Source organism: Ruegeria sp. YTSC199, assembly GCF_059609725.1.
Window position 1 is genome coordinate 102,834 of record NZ_JBXWMF010000010.1, and the last position, 18,223, is coordinate 121,056.

At 57.0% G+C, this 18,223-nt stretch carries 26 protein-coding genes and 2 tRNA genes; 15 read left to right on the forward strand and 13 right to left on the reverse strand.

The genetic code is table 11. The features are described 5' to 3' along the window. Positions 1-103: 103 nt before the first annotated feature. From AC2FEE_RS11740 to AC2FEE_RS11750, 3 genes are all read left to right on the forward strand, one after another. Positions 104-179: transfer RNA gene (locus tag AC2FEE_RS11740), tRNA-Thr, on the forward strand. 103 nt (positions 180-282) lie between these two features. Then, positions 283-1,122: a hypothetical protein gene (locus AC2FEE_RS11745; RefSeq protein ID WP_496865385.1), complete on the forward strand. Its 840-nt coding sequence runs from the start codon at positions 283-285 to the stop codon at positions 1,120-1,122. Positions 1,123-1,802: 680 nt separating this feature from the next. Continuing rightward, a tRNA-Leu gene (locus tag AC2FEE_RS11750) sits at positions 1,803-1,887 on the forward strand. A gap of 113 nt (positions 1,888-2,000) precedes the next feature. On the opposite strand, the gene AC2FEE_RS11755 is transcribed toward AC2FEE_RS11750, so the two are convergent. From AC2FEE_RS11755 to AC2FEE_RS11805, 11 genes are all read right to left on the reverse strand, one after another. Next, complete coding sequence (locus tag AC2FEE_RS11755; RefSeq protein WP_496865387.1) at positions 2,001-3,047, reverse strand: tyrosine-type recombinase/integrase; 1,047 nt, start codon at positions 3,045-3,047, stop codon at positions 2,001-2,003. Continuing rightward, positions 3,044-3,247 carry a hypothetical protein gene (locus AC2FEE_RS11760; protein ID WP_496865389.1) on the reverse strand — a complete coding sequence of 68 codons (204 nt, stop codon included), beginning with the start codon at positions 3,245-3,247 and terminating at the stop codon, positions 3,044-3,046. Before AC2FEE_RS11760 ends, AC2FEE_RS11755 begins: the two co-directional genes overlap by 4 nt. 22 nt (positions 3,248-3,269) lie before the next feature. Continuing rightward, positions 3,270-3,578: a hypothetical protein gene (locus tag AC2FEE_RS11765; RefSeq protein WP_496865391.1), complete on the reverse strand. Its 309-nt coding sequence runs from the start codon at positions 3,576-3,578 to the stop codon at positions 3,270-3,272. Positions 3,579-3,587: 9 nt separating this feature from the next. Continuing rightward, the gene (locus tag AC2FEE_RS11770; protein WP_496865393.1) at positions 3,588-3,746 is read right to left on the reverse strand and encodes a hypothetical protein; all 159 of its coding nucleotides are present in this window, start codon (positions 3,744-3,746) and stop codon (positions 3,588-3,590) included. A 14-nt stretch (positions 3,747-3,760) separates the two neighbouring features. Next, entirely contained in the window at positions 3,761-4,024 is a 264-nt protein-coding gene (locus AC2FEE_RS11775) for a hypothetical protein (RefSeq protein WP_496865395.1), read from the reverse strand. Further along, positions 4,021-4,209 (reverse strand): hypothetical protein, encoded by a 189-nt coding sequence (locus tag AC2FEE_RS11780; RefSeq protein ID WP_496865397.1) that lies wholly within the window; start codon positions 4,207-4,209, stop codon positions 4,021-4,023. Before AC2FEE_RS11780 ends, AC2FEE_RS11775 begins: the two co-directional genes overlap by 4 nt. Then, the gene (locus AC2FEE_RS11785) at positions 4,206-6,164 is read right to left on the reverse strand and encodes a DNA cytosine methyltransferase (RefSeq protein ID WP_496865399.1); all 1,959 of its coding nucleotides are present in this window, start codon (positions 6,162-6,164) and stop codon (positions 4,206-4,208) included. Before AC2FEE_RS11785 ends, AC2FEE_RS11780 begins: the two co-directional genes overlap by 4 nt. Beyond that, on the reverse strand, positions 6,161-6,508 hold the full coding sequence (locus AC2FEE_RS11790; RefSeq protein WP_496865401.1) for a hypothetical protein: 348 nt from the start codon (positions 6,506-6,508) through the stop codon (positions 6,161-6,163). The genes AC2FEE_RS11785 and AC2FEE_RS11790 overlap by 4 nt, the downstream gene beginning before the upstream one ends. Continuing rightward, positions 6,505-6,762 (reverse strand): hypothetical protein, encoded by a 258-nt coding sequence (locus tag AC2FEE_RS11795; protein ID WP_496865403.1) that lies wholly within the window; start codon positions 6,760-6,762, stop codon positions 6,505-6,507. The genes AC2FEE_RS11790 and AC2FEE_RS11795 overlap by 4 nt, the downstream gene beginning before the upstream one ends. A gap of 95 nt (positions 6,763-6,857) precedes the next feature. Then, positions 6,858-7,139: a hypothetical protein gene (locus AC2FEE_RS11800; RefSeq protein ID WP_496865405.1), complete on the reverse strand. Its 282-nt coding sequence runs from the start codon at positions 7,137-7,139 to the stop codon at positions 6,858-6,860. 230 nt (positions 7,140-7,369) lie between these two features. Next, complete coding sequence (locus AC2FEE_RS11805; RefSeq protein WP_496865407.1) at positions 7,370-7,678, reverse strand: helix-turn-helix transcriptional regulator; 309 nt, start codon at positions 7,676-7,678, stop codon at positions 7,370-7,372. Positions 7,679-7,765: 87 nt separating this feature from the next. On the opposite strand from AC2FEE_RS11805, the gene AC2FEE_RS11810 reads away from it, so the two are divergent. From AC2FEE_RS11810 to AC2FEE_RS11820, 3 genes are read left to right on the forward strand one after another with little or no spacing between them, the layout of a single operon-like run. Beyond that, positions 7,766-7,987 (forward strand): hypothetical protein, encoded by a 222-nt coding sequence (locus AC2FEE_RS11810; RefSeq protein ID WP_496865409.1) that lies wholly within the window; start codon positions 7,766-7,768, stop codon positions 7,985-7,987. After that, positions 7,987-8,343: a hypothetical protein gene (locus AC2FEE_RS11815; protein WP_496865411.1), complete on the forward strand. Its 357-nt coding sequence runs from the start codon at positions 7,987-7,989 to the stop codon at positions 8,341-8,343. The genes AC2FEE_RS11810 and AC2FEE_RS11815 overlap by 1 nt, the downstream gene beginning before the upstream one ends. Continuing rightward, positions 8,340-8,684, forward strand: a complete 345-nt coding sequence (locus AC2FEE_RS11820; protein ID WP_496865413.1) for a hypothetical protein — start codon at positions 8,340-8,342, stop codon at positions 8,682-8,684. The genes AC2FEE_RS11815 and AC2FEE_RS11820 overlap by 4 nt, the downstream gene beginning before the upstream one ends. A 20-nt stretch (positions 8,685-8,704) precedes the next feature. Here the strand turns inward: AC2FEE_RS11820 and AC2FEE_RS11825 are convergent, their stop codons facing one another. Continuing rightward, positions 8,705-9,241, reverse strand: a complete 537-nt coding sequence (locus tag AC2FEE_RS11825; protein WP_496865414.1) for a hypothetical protein — start codon at positions 9,239-9,241, stop codon at positions 8,705-8,707. A 470-nt stretch (positions 9,242-9,711) separates the two neighbouring features. Between AC2FEE_RS11825 and AC2FEE_RS11830 the strand changes: the two genes are divergently transcribed. The 4 genes from AC2FEE_RS11830 to AC2FEE_RS11845 are packed head-to-tail and all read left to right on the forward strand — an operon-like array spanning position 9,712 to position 11,646. Continuing rightward, entirely contained in the window at positions 9,712-10,581 is an 870-nt protein-coding gene (locus tag AC2FEE_RS11830; protein WP_496865416.1) for a helix-turn-helix domain-containing protein, read from the forward strand. A 53-nt stretch (positions 10,582-10,634) separates the two neighbouring features. Next, positions 10,635-10,856: a hypothetical protein gene (locus tag AC2FEE_RS11835; RefSeq protein ID WP_496865417.1), complete on the forward strand. Its 222-nt coding sequence runs from the start codon at positions 10,635-10,637 to the stop codon at positions 10,854-10,856. Positions 10,857-10,864: 8 nt separating this feature from the next. Further along, entirely contained in the window at positions 10,865-11,254 is a 390-nt protein-coding gene (locus AC2FEE_RS11840) for a DUF1064 domain-containing protein (protein WP_496865419.1), read from the forward strand. Next, complete coding sequence (locus AC2FEE_RS11845; RefSeq protein WP_496865421.1) at positions 11,251-11,646, forward strand: hypothetical protein; 396 nt, start codon at positions 11,251-11,253, stop codon at positions 11,644-11,646. Before AC2FEE_RS11840 ends, AC2FEE_RS11845 begins: the two co-directional genes overlap by 4 nt. Positions 11,647-11,671: 25 nt before the next feature. On the opposite strand, the gene AC2FEE_RS11850 is transcribed toward AC2FEE_RS11845, so the two are convergent. After that, positions 11,672-13,936, reverse strand: a complete 2,265-nt coding sequence (locus AC2FEE_RS11850; RefSeq protein ID WP_496865423.1) for a pentapeptide repeat-containing protein — start codon at positions 13,934-13,936, stop codon at positions 11,672-11,674. A gap of 173 nt (positions 13,937-14,109) precedes the next feature. Between AC2FEE_RS11850 and AC2FEE_RS11855 the strand changes: the two genes are divergently transcribed. The 5 genes from AC2FEE_RS11855 to AC2FEE_RS11875 all read left to right on the forward strand — a co-directional run bounded on the left by AC2FEE_RS11855 (position 14,110) and on the right by AC2FEE_RS11875 (position 18,220). Continuing rightward, positions 14,110-14,874 (forward strand): glycoside hydrolase family 108 protein, encoded by a 765-nt coding sequence (locus AC2FEE_RS11855; RefSeq protein ID WP_496865425.1) that lies wholly within the window; start codon positions 14,110-14,112, stop codon positions 14,872-14,874. Then, entirely contained in the window at positions 14,867-15,085 is a 219-nt protein-coding gene (locus AC2FEE_RS11860) for a hypothetical protein (protein WP_496865426.1), read from the forward strand. Before AC2FEE_RS11855 ends, AC2FEE_RS11860 begins: the two co-directional genes overlap by 8 nt. Continuing rightward, positions 15,082-15,498 (forward strand): hypothetical protein, encoded by a 417-nt coding sequence (locus AC2FEE_RS11865; protein WP_496865427.1) that lies wholly within the window; start codon positions 15,082-15,084, stop codon positions 15,496-15,498. The genes AC2FEE_RS11860 and AC2FEE_RS11865 overlap by 4 nt, the downstream gene beginning before the upstream one ends. Positions 15,499-15,758: 260 nt before the next feature. Then, positions 15,759-16,295, forward strand: coding sequence for a terminase small subunit (locus AC2FEE_RS11870; RefSeq protein WP_496865428.1), 537 nt, complete (start codon positions 15,759-15,761; stop codon positions 16,293-16,295). Next, positions 16,292-18,220 carry a phage terminase large subunit family protein gene (locus tag AC2FEE_RS11875; protein WP_496865429.1) on the forward strand — a complete coding sequence of 643 codons (1,929 nt, stop codon included), beginning with the start codon at positions 16,292-16,294 and terminating at the stop codon, positions 18,218-18,220. The genes AC2FEE_RS11870 and AC2FEE_RS11875 overlap by 4 nt, the downstream gene beginning before the upstream one ends. Positions 18,221-18,223: the final 3 nt, after the last annotated feature.

Below are 18,223 nucleotides of genomic sequence, written 5' to 3' on the forward strand. Positions count from 1 at the left end.
GCGCAGAAGGATCTTCGCGCAGTCAGAAAAACTGCCAATCCCTAAGTTAAGATAAAAATATGGGCTTGCAGTCCTCAACAAGAGAAAGTAATCGACACGAAGTGCCCCTATAGCTCAGCTGGTAGAGCAACTGATTTGTAATCAGTAGGTCCGCGGTTCGAGTCCGTGTGGGGGCACCACTATCATCACCTTAGAGCCTTTATTCCCTTGTTTCATTGGGCTAACAGCCTGGAAATTAGGACACAAATGAGGGCACCTTTACTACACGGAGGTGAAAATATGGTGAGCTACAAGCTTCAACATCTGGACGAAATGCGCGGTGGAAAGACCGTTCGGTATCGGCGGCGCTGGCCTAAAGACATCGCTGATCGAATAGATAGCGCCGTTCTGATTGTGTACCTGAAGTACAAATCTGGTCCTAAATTGGTCCGCGAGCATGCAGCCATTGAAGCCATGTTTGAGAAGACGGTTCAGACTATGCGTGAGCGGCAGGCCGGAATAGACGCCAGATCGCCCAGCCAGAAGTTTCACGAAGCTGCCTTGAAAGCGGCGGGTATGCTGGAGGGGGTTAAAGGTCTGGATGAAGATGACCCTTGGTTGCGTGGCCACCTTGCGGAAGTCACCCCTGACCCGATGGTCAAGGAAATCCTCCTCAATCCCAAGGCCGAACCTCCAGCCCCCACGGTGGCCGATGGTATCGCTATGTATCGACGCCTTCGCTGCGTAGATAGCAAGGCCAAGCGTACTCGTTTAGACCGCCTAGCAGGGACCCTCAGAACTGTTTGGGGTTCGCTTGATAAGTTGCCCTTGGAAAAGCTTAAGCGCGCTCATGGTCGTGATCTGGTCGACCACTACAAGTCCCATAGGAAGGGCAACGGAGACCCTCTGAGCGCCGACACCATCAAGCGAGAGGTTGGTCAAGCCTCGGCCCTGATCACCTTGGCTCTGCGTGAGAATGATCTGGCGGGCAAAGTGGCGAACCCTTTGGACGGCATTGAGTTGCCGAAGGCATCCACCCGAAAGGCAGACAAAAGAAAGCCGCTAAGTGACGACGAGTTTGCAAAGGTCTCAGACCGCCTCAATGCTTGCAACATTTACGGCGTGTTTGGGATGACACCATAAGAAACGCATCGTTTCGGTAGTTTTCAGCACCGACACACCCATGTTGAAAAGAAAGCAATGGCTCTTCGCTCGAAAAAATCACGAAGCGTTCTCTGATGGAGCAATGTGAAAGCGTTAGCCAACCACCCTCGAAACCGTGCTTGTCGCGCAGCCTCTCGAAAACCCGCTTTGCCGTGTGCTGCTATTCGCGGCGCCAGTTCAAGTCCTCCGACAACCATTGATCAATGATCCCGGTGCAACCGTCCGGCATCGGGCGCCAGACTGGCTAATGCCGCCGGCAACCGGTGGAACCGGGAACGCCAACATCTTCCGAACGCTGCCCCGAGATATCCCGAATTGACGCTCTGCCTCGCCCTGGCTCACGCCTTCAGAACACGCCAAACGAACCTTGCATTACAAGTCCACGGTGAAGATCCGCCCCCTGCCTCCGTTCACACAGTGGGCAAAGATGGACGACTTTTACGCCCCCTGCGCAGCAGGCTTATTCCGCCGTTAACGTGGAAAACTATCTCATCACCGCCCCCCAAAGACGGATCCGAAGAAGCGCGTGCTCATCCGTTCCAGTTGCAAGAAGAGCGTTCGACAGGTTCTCCTCATAAAGGGCAACTAAGCGGCTTTTCAATCAGTTTGGATGGCGGTATGAGTTCCAGACGTCACCATCCGTGAAATCTCGGTGACGCGCGGATGTGGCGAAACTGGTAAACGCAAGGGACTTAAAATCCCTCGCCCTAGGGCTTGCGGGTTCGATCCCCGCCATCCGCACCACTTTTAAAAACAATAAGTTAGCTAGTTTTTTCCTGCCAGTTCCAAGACGGTGATTTTCTTTACTCACAGTGCTAACTCACACTTTCCCGTTCTGGTCTTGTTCTGTTCTCGTTTCAGAATCGACGGGTTTGGGCGGCCTTGGATAGCCTGCGGCGGTCAGCCCGTTTGCGATAGTAAGCGACCATCTCGGCGCTTTGGTTGGTAACCGCCTGTATCTCAGCGTCTGAACATCCGGCCTCGGCCAAACGGACAATCGCCAGCTTTCGCAGCCCGTGCAGAACGTAGGGCTTTGCATTGGCGCCTAGATCCTTGCGCCAGGCACGAAACGCTTTTTCTACCGCGTGGTATCCCAACGGTTCGGTCAAGCTCTTAGCCAGCACATGTTTGCCCTTCTTGGGCAGACTGGCGAGGTAGTCGCGCAGATCGGCCGGGCAGTAGGTTTCGAATAGTTCGTCGGACTTTTCGTCCAGAACGCCCATCCACTCGCCGCGAAACTGTTTGTGTTCCATTTGAATGGCAGCGTTAGGACGTTGGCCAGTGCCAAGGATCAGTTCAGCCGCAGTGCGGACGACCGCCGGGGCGTCTGGCAGTTTTTCGACCATCCATTCCGGCCACGGTTCAAATTCGCGCTGCTTACCGAAATGGTCGATTCCTTTGGCTGGGTTCGGACCCAAGGGCCAATCCAGTTTGTTTGCCGCATAGTTCCACAGCAGACTGACGGTTTGCAGACGCTTATCTGCCTGCCGTGGAGTCGCTGACATTAGGTCGTGCACATTGCGCAATCCTTGACGGGTCGTGCGTCGAACATCCTTTCCAGAGTTCTTCTCTAATAGAGATTCCATTGCCCGCCGGTATGATTGTTTTGTGCTGTCGCTCAGCCTGGACTGAATGCGCTTATCGGTGCGCCAGGCTTCGACCAGCGATTGCCACGTGTATTTCTCGGTCTTCTGCTGCTTTTCGTGTCGGCCAGACTGACAAGCCCAATAGAGCGTATCCAGCTCTTTCGGGTCGCCTTTCCATTTGAGCAAGATTACCCGTTGTTTCGGCTTGCCGTTCTCGGTCCAAGTGATCCGGAAATAGGGTTCCCAAACCTCTTTCGATTTGTTCCATTTCCAGACAAGCCGGGGTTTTACGATCCGAGGTTTAGGCGGGCGGGTCATACTTCGATATCATCCTCTGGGCGCGCAGCATCGCCGTTTGCGATGGCGCATAGATCCTGCACGTTCCAGCGCTCAAGGCCACCGGCCAGCGTCTTAGGTGGCGGCAATGCGCCATTGTCCACCAATCCGCGAAATTCTTTGGCGGTCATGTCCAACAGCTTAGCCGCGGTCTGTTCTTTGGCAAACAATGGCAGGTTCATGGCAGATGCTCCAATGGTCCTGTTAGGATCGCGTGCGTTGTGCGGCCTTCACCGCGTCATTCACCAGTTCTTTGACGGCCAAGTGTTCTCGGAAGAACTCAGGGGTAACAACTTCTCCAGTGCTTTGCGCGTGCCAAGATAGCCGACCGAACTGCCACCGGAACTTGTCCGACAGCATTGTGCCGATTGGGTTATCAAGAAACTGTTTTGTCAGGTTTGGATTGGCCGAAAGAACGGAAATGATGAGGCCAGCGGCCTCCATTCCGCCGGTTCCCGACTGCGCGCCAAAGGCCTCGGCTGCATCTGCGATTTTATCAATCAGTTCCTGCATGATCGGTCCTTAGATGAAGCTGAGGCGCGACATGGCGTCAGCAGCAAGCAATGCCCCAAATACAGGCAGGGGTGCGGTGAACAGCAGCTTGTTTAAGCCGCCTACAGTGCTCTGAAAGGGCGTGATCGCGAGCAGATAAATCCCGGCCGCTAATTCAATGTATCCCATGTCTGAAATCCCTCTTACGCTGCTTTGGGCTTCGGGCCCCGGCGAAGGCCGGGCAGTTTCAAGCCCAATTTGGATGCGTCCTTGTAGACAAGGCTGTCAGAGCATCCGAGGCGCTGGGCGATTTGCGGGGCTGTCAGGTGCATGTTGATCAGTTGCGCCACCTTTTTGCGGCGCAGGTCCGTTTCGTTGCCTGTAGAGACGTCTTCGTCTTCGGGCTCACGCGGCGTGCAGCGTATCAGGTGTTCACCGCGCCAATCGTTTGTTTCTTGAATGTTCATTGACCGCTATCCTGTTTCAACGCCTCGATCTGTTGCGCGATTTCCTCAAGTGAAAGAGAACCCTTGTGGTTGCGCACCATGTCGGCGGCCTTGTCCAATGCTGCGTTATGAACACGGTCAATGTGTTGGCCTAAAGTGCCTGGATCAAACCCGGCGAGTTGGGCGCGTTTATCGCTATCCTTCATGCTGCTTTCTCCTGCAGTTCTTCGACCAGATGGCCGCAGTTGGCTTGAATAAGGGCGCAGGCGGGGAAGGGGCTGACGCTGTTGCCGCAGCAGCTCACTTGGGTGGTTTTGGAAAACGGCTGCCAGATCCAGTCGCCATCGCGTTCTCGCCAGACGCCCTCGATCACGTAGTCAGACGGGAAACCCTGTGCGTTGAACAGTTCGCGCGGGGTCAGCATTCGCATACCGATATCCACCACAACGAACGTTTGGCCATCGATTTCTAGCGTTACGAACTCGCCACCATCCCAAACGCCATGCCGACGCAGGAATTCAGCGACCTTGCGCGCCTTGGCCTCATGCTCGGGTGCAAACTCAGGCGCGGCCAGTTCGGCTTGCATGTGGCCAAAGCGGTCTTTGGTCGTGACCGTGTGCAGGGGCTCATCGTGGCGCGGGTCCTGATCGGTCCCGTAGTATTTTGCCATCCACGCCGCTACGGGCGCTTGTTGCGATCCTGTTGCCGTTAACGTCGAAAATGGGGCCGAGACACCGCGCCCGGGGTTTACGCCCTGTCTCGCCTTGTTGTGCTGCGCAAGGAAGGCGGCCGCCGGGGCGTGTTTGCCACCACCGGCGACGATCGTGCCCAAAGGCGAGAAGGGATCTAGCGCCCGCGGTGCCTGGCCTTTGCGTTCGCCATAGCCTGTTTGAACCAACATCGGCGAAATAATCGCGTTCTGGTCCTTTCGGCTGGCCGTGAGAGTGTGCGCCGGTTCAGACGCGCTGCGGTTGCTGCCGCCGTGCTGCGCGTAGGTCAGGAGGGGCGCTATGACGGCAGAGTGACCACCGCCAGCCAGAACCGTAGGGTGTGGCGCCGAAACCGCGCTGCCACGGCGTGTGCTGCCCTTAAGGCTCATCAGGTTGGGTGTGATCAGTCCGGACTTGCCGCCACCGCCTGCCGTTGTCGTTGGCGTTGGGTGGTCACAACGTTGGCCGATCGACGCGCCGAAATGACGGACGATTGACGGCGCAACCACAGCCTTTTCGCCGCGGTTGGCGCTGGTGATCGTTCTCATTGGCTCACCGGCGTCTTCAAGCCGCGCACCGTGGGTCAGGTTCACGACAAAAGGTTTGGCCGCGTCCAGCACATAGCGTTTCATGCCGCGCGCGATCCGCGCCTCGGTGTTCTCGGCAAGTGGGCGTTGGGCTTTGAGGCCGTGCTTTTCTTTGATTTCCTCTTTCGTGTCGAAAATCGACGGGCAGGGCAGAGACCAATCGATGCACTCAGCGGCCGTGCGCCACGGTTTCAGCTTTCCGGCCTGAACATCCGCGCTGCTCAGGTCGCCGTGCGTTGGCATTGGCCAAGCGATCGGGCGGCCATCGCAGCGGGCAATCAGGAACAAACGTTTGCGGATAGTCGCCGCGCCATAGTCACACGCGCGCAGTTCGCGCCACTCGACTTTGTAACCCAGCTTGCGCAGGCGGCGGACCCAGAGATTGAACGTCTCACCCTTGCGTTCCGGATCAGGGATCATCAGCGGTTGACCGAAAGCGTCAAACTTAAGTTCGCCCTGTGCGTCTCGCATCTGGATCAGCGGCGCCCACGTCTGGAATTCCTCGACGTTCTCAAGGGCGATTACCTCGGGGCGCACGAGCTCGGCCCAGTGCACGACAACCCACGCAAGGTCTCGGATGTTCTTGTTTACCGGCGTACCGCCGCGCGCCTTTGAAAAGTGCTTACAGTCGGGCGAGAACCAAGCCAGGCCGACGCGCTGCCCCTTTTGAACGATATCGCGCGGGTCAACAGCGTAGATCGACGTTTGCAGATGTTCCGTATCCGGATGGTTGGCCGCGTGAAGGGCAAGCGCCGCTTCGCTGTGGTTGATGGCATAGTCAGGACTGACACCAAGGGCCATTTCAATGCCTGTGCTGGCACCACCGCCGCCTGCGAAACTATCGATGATCAGCGGGTGCGTCATACCGTGCCCCCGTCGTGTTCATGGCGATTTTGAACAGACGGGGGCCGGTTGCCGTGTGTGGCATCGGTTGTCGCCCGGTCAGCCTCATAGGCCATCAGGACATTGCGGGCGGCTTTGACCCAGTTTTTAGGCAGATCCTCAACGTCCTCGGCCATCGCATAGACGCCGAACAGTTCCACTGACTTGATAATCGGATCGTAACCGCCCGCCGCGCTGGGCAAGTCCCAGCGGCCGCCGTTGTGCAGGACTAGATAGCGCAGCACTGCCAGCTTGCAGGCTGGCACGGTCTGTTCCAACTGTTGGACCGCGCCAATGATCCGCGTGATATCTCTGCGCTCGCTCATGCCGCAGCCTTTTGGGCACGGGCCGCGTCGATCCAATTGGTGATCACGTCGGCCTCATCGCCGCCGGTGGCGCGAATACCATGCAGGTTGATTTCGCAGAAGAACCGCGCGCCAGGCATAACGGTGCTGGGGATGTAGTAGACACCGGATGTTTCCAGCACCTCGGTTACCACGCGATCACGACGCCCGGCATAGGGCAGCTGGTCCAGATCGTTCAGCAGGCGGGACAGACGGTTGTTGATCAGGTTGTTCATGGCGATGGTCTCTTTGAAGAAAGGGGCCGGGGGTAAAACTGGGAGGAATCCCCCGGCCAGTTGTCCGCGCAGTACGGCGCGCAGGACGAGGTAGGTCAGGCAATAGCGTCTGGGCAGATCAGGGGAGCGGGGCCGCGCTGGGCGGCACAGGCGCGGATCTTGTCACGCACACGTATTTCCTGAACCGCGCGATCGATGGTCGCGCAGTCGATCCGGTCGACCTGCACGCCCAGCCGGTCAAGGTGCTGGTTGCTGACGGGCTGGCCGCGCAGGGCTTTGAGCTTGCACCACGCGGCGACCGCAACAATCGGGTGATAGATCCGGTTGGGGTCAGTGATTGTCTTGGCGAGTGATTGAAACTGGTCGTGCGTTTTCATGGTGTGCCTTCATCAGTTTTGATGACGGCAGATTGTCCGAAAAATTCGGACCAGTCAATTTGAAAGTCCGAAAAAATCAGATTAAGTTGTGATTGGAGATTGCCGAAACGTTAGCCTAAGTAAGAACAAAAGGGGAACACAGTTGATTCGACTTAGGCTGATGCACGCATGGGTGGCGTTGATGGTCCGATTGGGCGCGGATCTAAATTTCGTATTTGATCCGCTTTGGGCTATTCGGCAGACTGTGCGAGCGCGTCGAAAAGTCGTTCTTGAACGTCGAGCGGCAACTGAGCGAAGTCCCCGTGCAGAAGATAATTGAAGTCAATTCTATGCTGTCTGTAGTAATAGCGCATTGCCTTGATGCTTGGCGCGCCACGGGACTCCTGGGAGTGATAAGTGGTTTTGGAAACTCCAAGGGCTTTGGCAATTTCATTTTGCTGTAGGCCGGCGACTTTGCGGGCCGCGATCAGCCGTTCTCTAATGGCCTCCGGACTTATGTCTCCGGTTCTGGCGAGTTGTTCTTTTTGCTCGATATCCATTAGTCCGGTTTAACCTTGGTTCGAAAAAAGCGAACTGTTTTTATTGCGTACCTTGCAAGTCCGAAAAAATCGGACTAATCCTGAGGTATGCAAACAGATGTTCGAACCTTCGTTGATCAACTTGGTGGCTATCGAATGGTAGCCACGCGTCTGAAGAAACGACCGACAACTGTGCACACCCACATGCAGACCGGCGTTCTTCCAGCCGCTTGGTACGATGCCCTTTGCAAGATGGCGCGCGAAAGGAGCGTGAACGAACCGAAAAAAGAGCTTTTCTCGTTTCTCAAGTTGAATGGGCAGGCAGGGTGATGTCACTTTCAACTCTTCCTCGTGTGATTTCGTCTGGGGTCAAGTTTCTCCTGAACGGGCGCGAAAAATCTTTCGTAGTGAACAGGGTCGAAGCAAGAGAGTTGGCGCGCGGTCGGTTTGCCGAAGCGCTGCGTGAAGCCTTTCCCGGCGCCTCGGACAATGAGGTTGCCCGATTGGCCGCGCCGGTCCTTGGCCGTTCTGAGCGGCAAATTCAGAACTGGCTTTCAGGGATCAGCAGTCCGGTAATCGAGGACGTTTACACAGTTTGCGCCATCCTCGGCGTTTGGAAAACAATGGAAATCCTCACGTCAGACCGCACCCGCAATGACATTTTGGGTCAGATCGGGCAGCGATGAGCGTATTAAGCAGAGAATTTGGCGCACTACTGCACAGCGACTTGTCCTGTGCAGGGGCTGAGGCTGTTTCAGGTACCGTGACATGGTGGGCAACGGTAAGTCTTGCCCATTTTGGGATCGGCATCGCCGTCAGTTCGATCGTTCTGTTTCGGGGCTTGTCTCATGCCTGGCTGTGGGTCGGTATCGCCGGAATTCTTTTGAAAGAAGTTGCAGGCGATATTCCCAACAGTGGTTTCCAAGCCATCGTGATCTTGGACAGCCTGTGGGATTTAGCCTGTTACCTGACCGGCTTTTTCGTGCTGTGGGGACTGATGATGTCCGAGAAAGGGCGCGACGAATGAACGACGCGCCCCTGAAATCTTCACTTCCCGGTCAGATCACCAATCTTGGCGTACTCGTGCCCGTCGAAGGACAAGACGTTCTTGAATACGGTGTGCAGCCACGGAAGGCGCAGCCGCTGGTCAGCGTTGTAAAATCCGGTTGCGGCCAGGGCGTCGTTATAAGCCTTGACGTCGACGGCTCGCATAGTCGGCGGTTCGTTGGCCATAGTGGCAGTCAGTTCAGCAGTGGCGTTGTTGATATCGTCGTCTGTGGGGGCGCTGATTGTCTGGAAACGCGCCAAAGCGTCGTAGTAGTCCCGCTGCAAGACCTGATGTGTTCGCGCGCGCCCGCTAAAATCAAAGGTGAGTTGCAGCGCGCCGATCACCGCCGTGGCCGCGCCCAAATGAACGCTGGTGATGCCGTAGCTTGTAAAAAGGTTAGAGACAGTCGCCGTACCAAGTACAACAACCAGAAAGTTCAGCCACCGCGCCCAGGTTTCAAAAGTTCTGCGGCGAGCGGTGTGGTAAAGCGCGTTGCGCAGGGCGTTGAATTCAAAGTTCTGAGCGTCGGTGATCACCGTCAGTCTCCCTCGTCATCTTCTTTCGGTTTCGTCGGTTGGGCAGGACCCCAACCGCGTTTCTCAGTTCCATCCATGGATGCGTGCGTAACCAGTCCGGTCATATCGGCATCGCTCCTTTCTTGTTTGCGAAGGAAGGTGTGTAGCGGGTCGCGCGTGGTAGGCGCGGCCCGCACCAGAAAGTTACATGATTGCCGGGGCTTGTCCACTGTGTTGGGTGGCAGTGTTGGGAGAAAAAAATACCGAGTTTTGCCGGGACGAACTTCCGCTGAATGTCACGGGACAGCGGACCCGAAATGGCCTCAAACAAGATCGCGCTGCGCGTCAGGCCCGGCACCCGGGAACGGGGATTTCATTCCTGACAAGCGCGACCACCGGGGCACGGGCGGGTGCCAGAGGCAGAGCGGGGCAACGACCCGGTATCTGTCACCGTTCACCACTTTCAACAGCAGCAAATCGAGGCAGGGCACATGAGCCACAAGGCTACACATTGGCTGGCTGATCTATCGCCGGATACCATGACTCACGGCGAATTTCGGGTGCTGTTTCATCTGTGTGATTGCCACAACGCGAGCATGGGTTGTTTCCCCAAGCAAACCTATTTGCGCGAGCATACTGGTCTGTCAAACGGCGGGCTGAACAAGGCGCTGGCTTGTCTTGAGGAAAAAGGCCTGATCCAGCGCAAGCAGGAGCGCGACACGCGCACAAATCGCCAGAAACCGACCCACTATACCTTGGGCTTCGAACTCGACGGCAAACAAAAGCCGTCTCCACTCAGTGGAGGCGGAAATTCAGGCAAAGCCGTCTCCACTTTTGACGCGGTTCCGTCTCCACTTTCAGAATGGGTCCGTCTCCACTCTGGTGGAGCCTATATAGATGAACCTGTAAAAGAACCTGTAAAGGAACCTTGTGTGTCGCCAGAGGCACCACACACACAGGATTTGGTTTTTGAAGATTTTGTTCGCCAGTTCGAAGGGATCTATCCCCGGATCGGCGACGGCGTGGCAACCGAGGCCGCGCTAAAAGCTGCCATCGACGAAGGGGCCGACCCTGCCGCCATCCTTGCTGGTGCCCGTGGCTATGCCGTCGAGCAAAAGGGCAACAACAAACAATACATCGCCTATTCGGAAAACTGGGTGAAGGCCAAGCGCTGGACCCAGCACTCGCCGACCACCTCGGCCACCGACAATCGCGAAAAACTGCTGGAAGCGCACGCCAAGACCATCAAGGAAGGCAAGCCCTTCCTCTGTACCGCGATTACCGATCACACGGCTTGGGAATGCGTGCAGGCCGAGCTTGTGACCATTCAGGAATGTCGCGCCGTGGGGAAACTGCTGTGACGTCGCCGCACGCTGATCCAGCCACCCACGGCCACCGCTTTGGGCAGGTCACCGTGACCGTCGACACCGCCGCCGGTGATTGTGTTGTCATCGCGCCAGGCAGAGGCCCGGTTGCTACGGTGCCGCGCAAGATGCGTCTGCACAGCGTCGAAGAAATCACGGGGGTCTATCGGGTCCAGATTGGTTTGGCCGCAGCCGATCCCGTCGCGCGCGATATCGCCGATGCCCTGAAATTCGCTGGCCAACAACTCAAAGCTAAACAGGTGAGTAAGTGACGGAATGCATGACCGCCATGCAGCTGCGCGCGCTGCAGAACACCGACACTTCGAAAGAGGACAAACGCCGGGTACGCAACGCCCAGCGCACGACAATTGACGGGATCACCTTTGACAGCAAAGCCGAGGCTGATCGGTGGTGTGAACTCAGGCTGCTGCAGCGCGCGGGCAAAATCCGGAACCTACGACGCCAGGTGAAAATCGGCCTTGAGGGGCGAGACGGGCCGATCATGACGGACAGCGGACAGCGGCAACGCACTTGGACGGCTGATTTCGTTTATTTTGATTGTACGCTGGGCGTGCAGGTCATCGAAGACCGTAAGGGACATGCAACCGACAAGTTCTATTTGGTGAAGTCGATCCTAGCCGCGCAGGGCGTTGAGGTGTTGGTCACATGAGTGCGTCGACTGGCCTTGCCCCGCCGCTGCCTGAAAGCGTCGCCGAGATTGCTGAGGTTATCGGGCGGGATCAGGCGTTGCATCTGATCGGCTCCCTGCCTCAATCCGGTTCGCGCGCCTGGCGTGTCTGTGTCTATGTGCCTAAAAGCCTGCCGACGGCGGACCACCAGCTTGTTCGAATTCTTGGATGGGAAGATGCAAACAAGCTAGTGAAGGCATTCGCTGGAATGATTTTGCAGCCCTCGAACTGCCGATTCATCGTGCGTGCTGCACGCAATCGCAGAATCCGAGAAATGGCTGCTGAAGGATGTTCTGTTAAAGAAATCTCACATGGCGTTGACCTGTCCGTCGATTGGGTGCGCGAGATTCTGTCAGGGAGTCGCGTTGGATAAAGAAGATTGGGCGGTAAGAACAGTATCATTCGAGTGGATCAATCGACGCTGTCACCGGTCCTCGTTCCACTGGTTCCCAGTCTGGATTGGTTACCCAAGGCGGTGGTTCGTCGAGTGGCCAAGGTGTGCCAGTCTTCTGAGGGATTGTGCCAGGTTGGCAAATGAATCCCGCGCTCAAGTCATCCTCCGAAATGCCGTACTCTCCAAAACTCACGACCAATACCGGCCACGATTTTGGCTCCGTAGCCCAGCAGGATGGAATAAATAGGGGTTGTCCTGTGTCCGGGTTTGGCAGGTCGGGTAGCAGAGTATGCGGGTTTCCAATTAGCGACAAAAGGCGGTCTTGTGTCAAACTGAAGCTTCCTCTGAAGTCGGTATAATGGGCAGGTGCGGTCAATGTCCCAGTCGCCCATTCTACCGACCTCATCTGCGCACGGCGTAGGTCCGCCCCCTCCATCTGCGCCCCGGTTAGGTTCGCCCCCTCCATCTGCGCTCTGGTTAGGTTCGCCCCCTTCATCTGCGCCCCGGTTAGGTCCGCCCCCTTCATCTGCGCCCCGAATAGGTCCGCCCCCTCCATCCGCGCCTTGCGTAGGTTCGCCCCCTCCATCCGCGCATAGCTCAGGTTCGCCCCCTCCATCCGCGCTTGGCGTAAGTCTGCGCCCTGCATCCGCGCCGCGTATAGGTTCGCCCCCTTCATCCATGCCCCGAATAGGTCCGCGCCCTCCATCTTCGCCCCGCTTAGGTCCGCCCCCTCCACCCGTGCCCCGAATAGGTTCGCCCCCTCCATCCGCGCATGGCTCAGCTTCGCCCCCTGCATTCGCGCCTGGCTCAAGTTCGCGCCCTCCATCTGCGCCCCGGCTAGGTTCGCCCCCTCCATCTGCGCCTCGCGTAGGTTCGCCCCCTCTATCCGCGCCAGGGTCAGGTTCGCCCCCTCCATTCGCGCCCCGGTTAGGTTCGCCCCCTCCATCTGCGCCCGGCGTAAGTCCGCCCCTTCCATCCGCGCCTCGCGTAGGTTCGCCCCCTCCATCCGCGCCCCGAATAGGTCCGCCCCTTCCATCTGCGCCCGCCGCAGGTCCGCGCCCGCCATCACGGAATTAGCCATATTGGCATTGCGGAAATTCACATTTCGCGGAGACCAACTTTCCAACGCCCGAAGTTTTGCTTGCCGCTCGGTTTTCCAAACCTGGCTGAAACGCGTTTCTAGACTTGTAAAAAAGTTTGTGCATTTGGGTTTCGGGGCGTAGCCATTTTCGTCGCACCATATTTCGCGTGCGTTTACATTGTGTGTATCGAGAACTGCACCGTTCTTCGATGGACCGCATGTTTTGGGATCAATTCCCTGTCGCGCGCACCAATTGGCACGAAATTGCTGCCGATGGGCATCGTAGACAAGCCAGTCTTTAGGAAAGGACGTGAACTCGACTTCGATCAAATCAGCGGATGCGATCTGCAGGGCGTAAGGACTTGTGTCATCCTTTGGATCATCAGGCTCAGCCAGAACCCCAACCCCGACTAAGAAGCGATAAGTCGCAGAGTAAGCTCTCTCGGTCGCTAGTCGAAATACCCCCAAGCGCTCTGGACCGTCGGTTTTTGCAACGGTTAGTGCCATAGCCGGTATTAAGATTGCCAAGGTCGGTACGATGGCCAAAAGATGCCACCAGCCGCCTCGGTAGGTCCAGCCATATCGTAGCCGCGTAACTGCAGTGAACACGCTCGACAGCATTGTCATTGTCGTCAGAGCGAAAAGAAGCGCGTTGAAGATCGAAAACCCCAGCTCGTGTGCAGGCCAGTATCGCACCCAAAAATAACCAATCACGATTGGGCCGATGGCAAAGACCAGCAAGAACGTCACGAGATGTGACAACCAATCCATAGGTCGACGATGGAAAGCGTTGTCTCGACGCAGAGCGAGGCCAAGATCGTTGATAAGCCAAGGCGTGACCTGCAGCGACAGCGCCTCACCCTTGGGTCTTGGTGGGGCATCTGCGAGCGTTTCCCACAATTTCAACAAATAGAGATGTAGATAGACGTACAGCGCCGTGCCAAGAATTGGCCCAAAAACAAAAAAGTCGCGGGTGGGGATTTCGACGTCAACAAGAGGTAGTTTCGTTCTTCGGCTTTCAATAAAGAAATCGGCGTCTTGAACTCCCAAAAGTGTGACGCCTGCGAAGGACAGATACGCCAGCAGTGCAAACCAATTGGTGCGTGCGATTTTGGATAGTTCATTAATCCGATCAATCGCGGAGAGATCTGGGGATTTAGGGCGGTTTATGAAAACTCGACGACGCATGAAATATCTCTAAATGTAAGTAATTTAGCATAATTTTCTAATTCAGGCAATTTTGACAGTTCCGTCGTGTTTGAAGGTGTTTGCCCAGGCGCCGAAGCTAGGGGAACCGCCAGAGGATTAAGGCAAACCACTCTCATAGCATCCCTCACAAGTTCCAGAGGCTTGAGGGAACAATGAGCAGAAAGAACTACGACGCTTGCCTGACGCATGTGCTGAAATGGGAAGGCGGTTACGTCGACCACCCTAAAGACCCGGGCGGGGCCACCAAGTACGGTATCACCATCGGCACACTGTCAAAGTTTCGCGGTCGGGCCGTCAGTAAGGACGCCGTTCGCGCCCTGTCGCTGGATGAGGCGGGCCGGATCTACCGCCGGGGGTATTGGAACCCGATCAAAGGCGATGAACTGCCGCAGGGGCTCGACGTGGTGGCTTTTGATGGGTCTGTGAACTCTGGCCCGTCGCGCGGTGCCAAATGGATGCAAAAGGGCCTTGGCGTTGCTGCTGACGGCAAGATCGGGCGCGAGACCCTTGGGGCAGCTCTGAACACCGCTGACACCGTGGGTGTGATTCAGAAAGCATGTGCGGCCCGCATGTCGTTTCTGCGCAAGCTGCGCACGTGGTCGACCTTCGGGCGTGGTTGGGCCCGTCGTGTGGCCGATACAGAGGCCGAAGCGGTGGCTATGGCCACGCAATCGCCCGAGCGCGTCAAAGCCGAGGCAGACAAGGCCCAAGGCGCACGCGCTACGCAGGCCAAAGGCGCACGCGCCGCACCTGTGGGCGGTGGCGGCGCGCTGCTGGTCGATCTGCCCGAATGGGCCCTTTGGTCTGTTATCGGCGTTCTGACGGTCTGCACGCTGATCCTTGCCTTGAACGCAGCCCAACACGCCCGCCGTGCCGCTGCCTATCGTGAAAAATTGGAGGAAATGACCAATGGGTAAGGATTGGAAGCTATCAAAGACCATTTGGTTTAATACCCTGATGGCGCTGGTTATGTTCGCACATGAGGCCCTGCCATACGTTGACCAGCTTGTTCACCTCGGCCTGCCGCAGGAACACGCGGGCGTGATACGAACAACCCTGACACTCACTTGGTTGGTTGGTGGCAACATCTTACGGGCTGTTACCAAGAAGCCGCTGACTTTCAAATGAGCGGCGTTCTGGCATTCCTCATGCGTTTGGGCTTTGGCGGCATTGTCGACAAGGCTATTTCGCATTTGGAACGCCGGGCCGAGCTGGAAAACGACAAAGAGCGGCTAAAGACCGAGGCCACGATCGAGATTGCGCGCCAGGCTGTGGCCGAAGTGCAGATCATGGCCGAGTACAACCGTGCAAAGCTGCATTTCCCTTGGTTCTGGGTGTTCGCCGGCATGTTCCTTGTGCCGTTGGCCCTGTGGTGGTCGGCGGTCATCGTCGACAGCATTCCGTACCTGCGTGACGTGTTCGGCAATCAGCAGGTTTCGAACCTGCCAACGCCAGAAATGCAGCAATGGGCGGGCGATATGATCCGATGGCTGTTCTTTGTCGGAACAGGCGTTGGTGCGTGGAAGATAATGAGGCGTTGAAGGGAGTTCTTGGCTATGAGTTTCGCTAGTTTAGCAGTCGCGGTTGCTGTCTGTATGTGCGTTGGGATTGGCGGGTATGGATGGGTCAATGGGCTTTCTGGTTGGGGTTGGTGGCTGGTGGGCGCTGTAGTTTTGATCATCGAATGGTGAATATGGGTCCTTCCGGCGGGGGTAGGGCCTGTGGGTGGGATACAGCGCAAAAAACTATTTGTGCGAGGGCCCGGGAAACGTGGCCTACTACTATTACTTGAGGCAGTGGCGTGAGCAACAAAGTCGGTCGAGGGCGAAATCTGAACAGGGCCGAAATGGCAGATTATGCCGGTATTGCGATGACCACGCTTGACGATTGGGTGCGCCGTGGTTGTCCGTTCGTGCAGCGTGGCGGCCGGGGCAAGAAATGGGTATTCAATTCGGCTGCGGTTCTGGGGTGGCGTGAAGGCGACATAAGATCCGAAGCTGATGGCCTTGAGTTTGCCAGCGAGAAAGAACTGAGACGCCGAAAGCTGCTGGCAGAAACAGAGAGCGCCGAGCTTGATCTGGCCCAAGCTAAGGGATTGGTTGCGCCGATCGAGCAAATGGATCGCGCCATGGCCAAAGCGTTCGGCGAGGTGCGCGCGAATATGCGCAACGTGCTGCCACCGCGGGCGGCCAGTCGTGTTGTCGGGGAAAAATCAGAAACCAAAGTCAAAGCTGTGTTGCTCGAAGAAATCGATTTGGCACTTGAAGCGCTGGCCAATGGTGATCTGATTACTGAATCCGATTTGGATACCGAAGCCGAAGACGGGGAAGACGATTGAATGCCCGCGCTGACTTTTCAAACGCGACCTCGATCGTTAACGCGACACGCAGCGCCCAGCGTTTTCTAAGGCCCCCGCCGAAACTCACGCCATCCGAGTGGGCAGAGAAGAACGTCAAAATCCCGGTTGGCAACGCTATCCCCGGTTTGATCCGGTTCGATAACGCCCCGTATCAGCGCGAACCGCTGGACATGATGGCGAACCCTGAATGCCATCGGGTCACGCTCAAATGGGGTGCACAGGTTGGCAAGACCTTGGTTGCGCTTTGCGCGCAGGGCTATTTCATCGCTCATGATCCATGTTCGCAGATAATGATGCAGCCCAGCCAGGGCGACTTGCAAACCTGGCTTGAGACCAAATTCAACCCAATGGTCGACGCGAACGAAGCATTGCAGGATGCGATTGCGAAGCCGCGCGGCCGGGATGGCGTCAACAACCAGCGCATGAAATCCTATCCCGGCGGGTTCATGATGTTCTCTTGGTCCGGTTCGCCCAAGACAATGCGTGGCCGCTCGGCGCCTAAAATCGTTTGCGATGAGGTCGACGGGTACGATCGAACCAACGAAGGACACCCAGTCGAGCTGCTATCCCAGCGCGCGGCCACCTTTGGCGATCAGCGCCTAGTTACAGAAATCAGCACCCCGACGATAAAAGGGGCTAGCCGGATCGACACGTCTTTCGAGGAAGGCGACAAGCGGCGCTTTCACGTTGCCTGCCCGCACTGCGGGGAACGTCAGCACCTAAAATGGGCAGGGGTGAAATGGGAAAAAGGCGACGATGGGGGACACCTTCCCGAGACCGCCTATTACCAATGCGAGTCCAACGGGTGCGTGATCTCCGACGAAGAACGCAAGGCGGCGATCCGCTCTGCCGAAGAAGACGGGGCAGGGTGGAAGGCTGAAAAGCCGTTTCGCGGGCACGCGTCCTACCACCTGAACGAATTGTATTCGTGCTTTCGAAAGCTGAGGGACATCGTTCAATCGTTCCTCGACAAGAAGGCCGCCAACGATTTGCAGACCTTCACGAACGTTTCGCTTGCTGAGACGTGGGTTGAAGAGGCCGACGAGGTCGAGGCCGACGCGCTGATCGCGCGCGCGATCAAGTACCCGGCACAGGTTCCAGCGGCGGTCGGCGTCCTGACGGCCGGCGTCGACATGCAGACAGACCGGCTTGAGGTAGAAGTTGTCGGCTGGGGGCTGGGCGAGTGCAGTTGGAACATTGACTATCAGGTTTTCTGGGGAGACCCGACGCAATCTGAGGTTTGGGACGAACTGTTCGATTATCTCAATCAAACCTTCACGCACGAAAGCGGGGCCGAGCTGCGCATACGTGCGACTTGCGTTGACACGGGAGGCAACAAAGGCCTGACCCAAAGCGCTTATGAACAATTGGCGGGCAAGCACCGTAGCCGGATCTTTGCGATTAAAGGCAAGGGCGGCTGGGATCGACCGATAGTTTCGCCGCCGAACATGCGGAAATCGCCAAAGAAAGGGCGGCCAGTCAAACTGTTCACGGTGGGTTCGGACGAAGGCAAACTATTAATCCAACGCCGATTCAATCTTGAGACCGGCCCGGGCTCATGTGTGTTTAGCCTCGATCGAGACGTTGAATATTTTGAGCAACTAACGGCCGAGCGCCTGGTCACAAAGTTGATCAGGGGCTTCCCGGTGCGCGATTGGCACAAAACCCGGGAAAGGAATGAGGCGCTAGATTGTCGTGTCTATGCCTATGCCGCTCTGAAAATCGAAAAGCCAAACATCAAACTGTTACTGGCCCGGTTGAATACGGTCGAAACTACCGCAGTGGAAACCCTTGAAACCGACGATGAGGGGGAACCGCCAGAGGAACCCAAGAAGAAACGCCGCAAGACTAGGCGTCGAAGCTCGCGCGCAGCGACAACGCGGCGGCGGGCTCGACGATCATAAGGC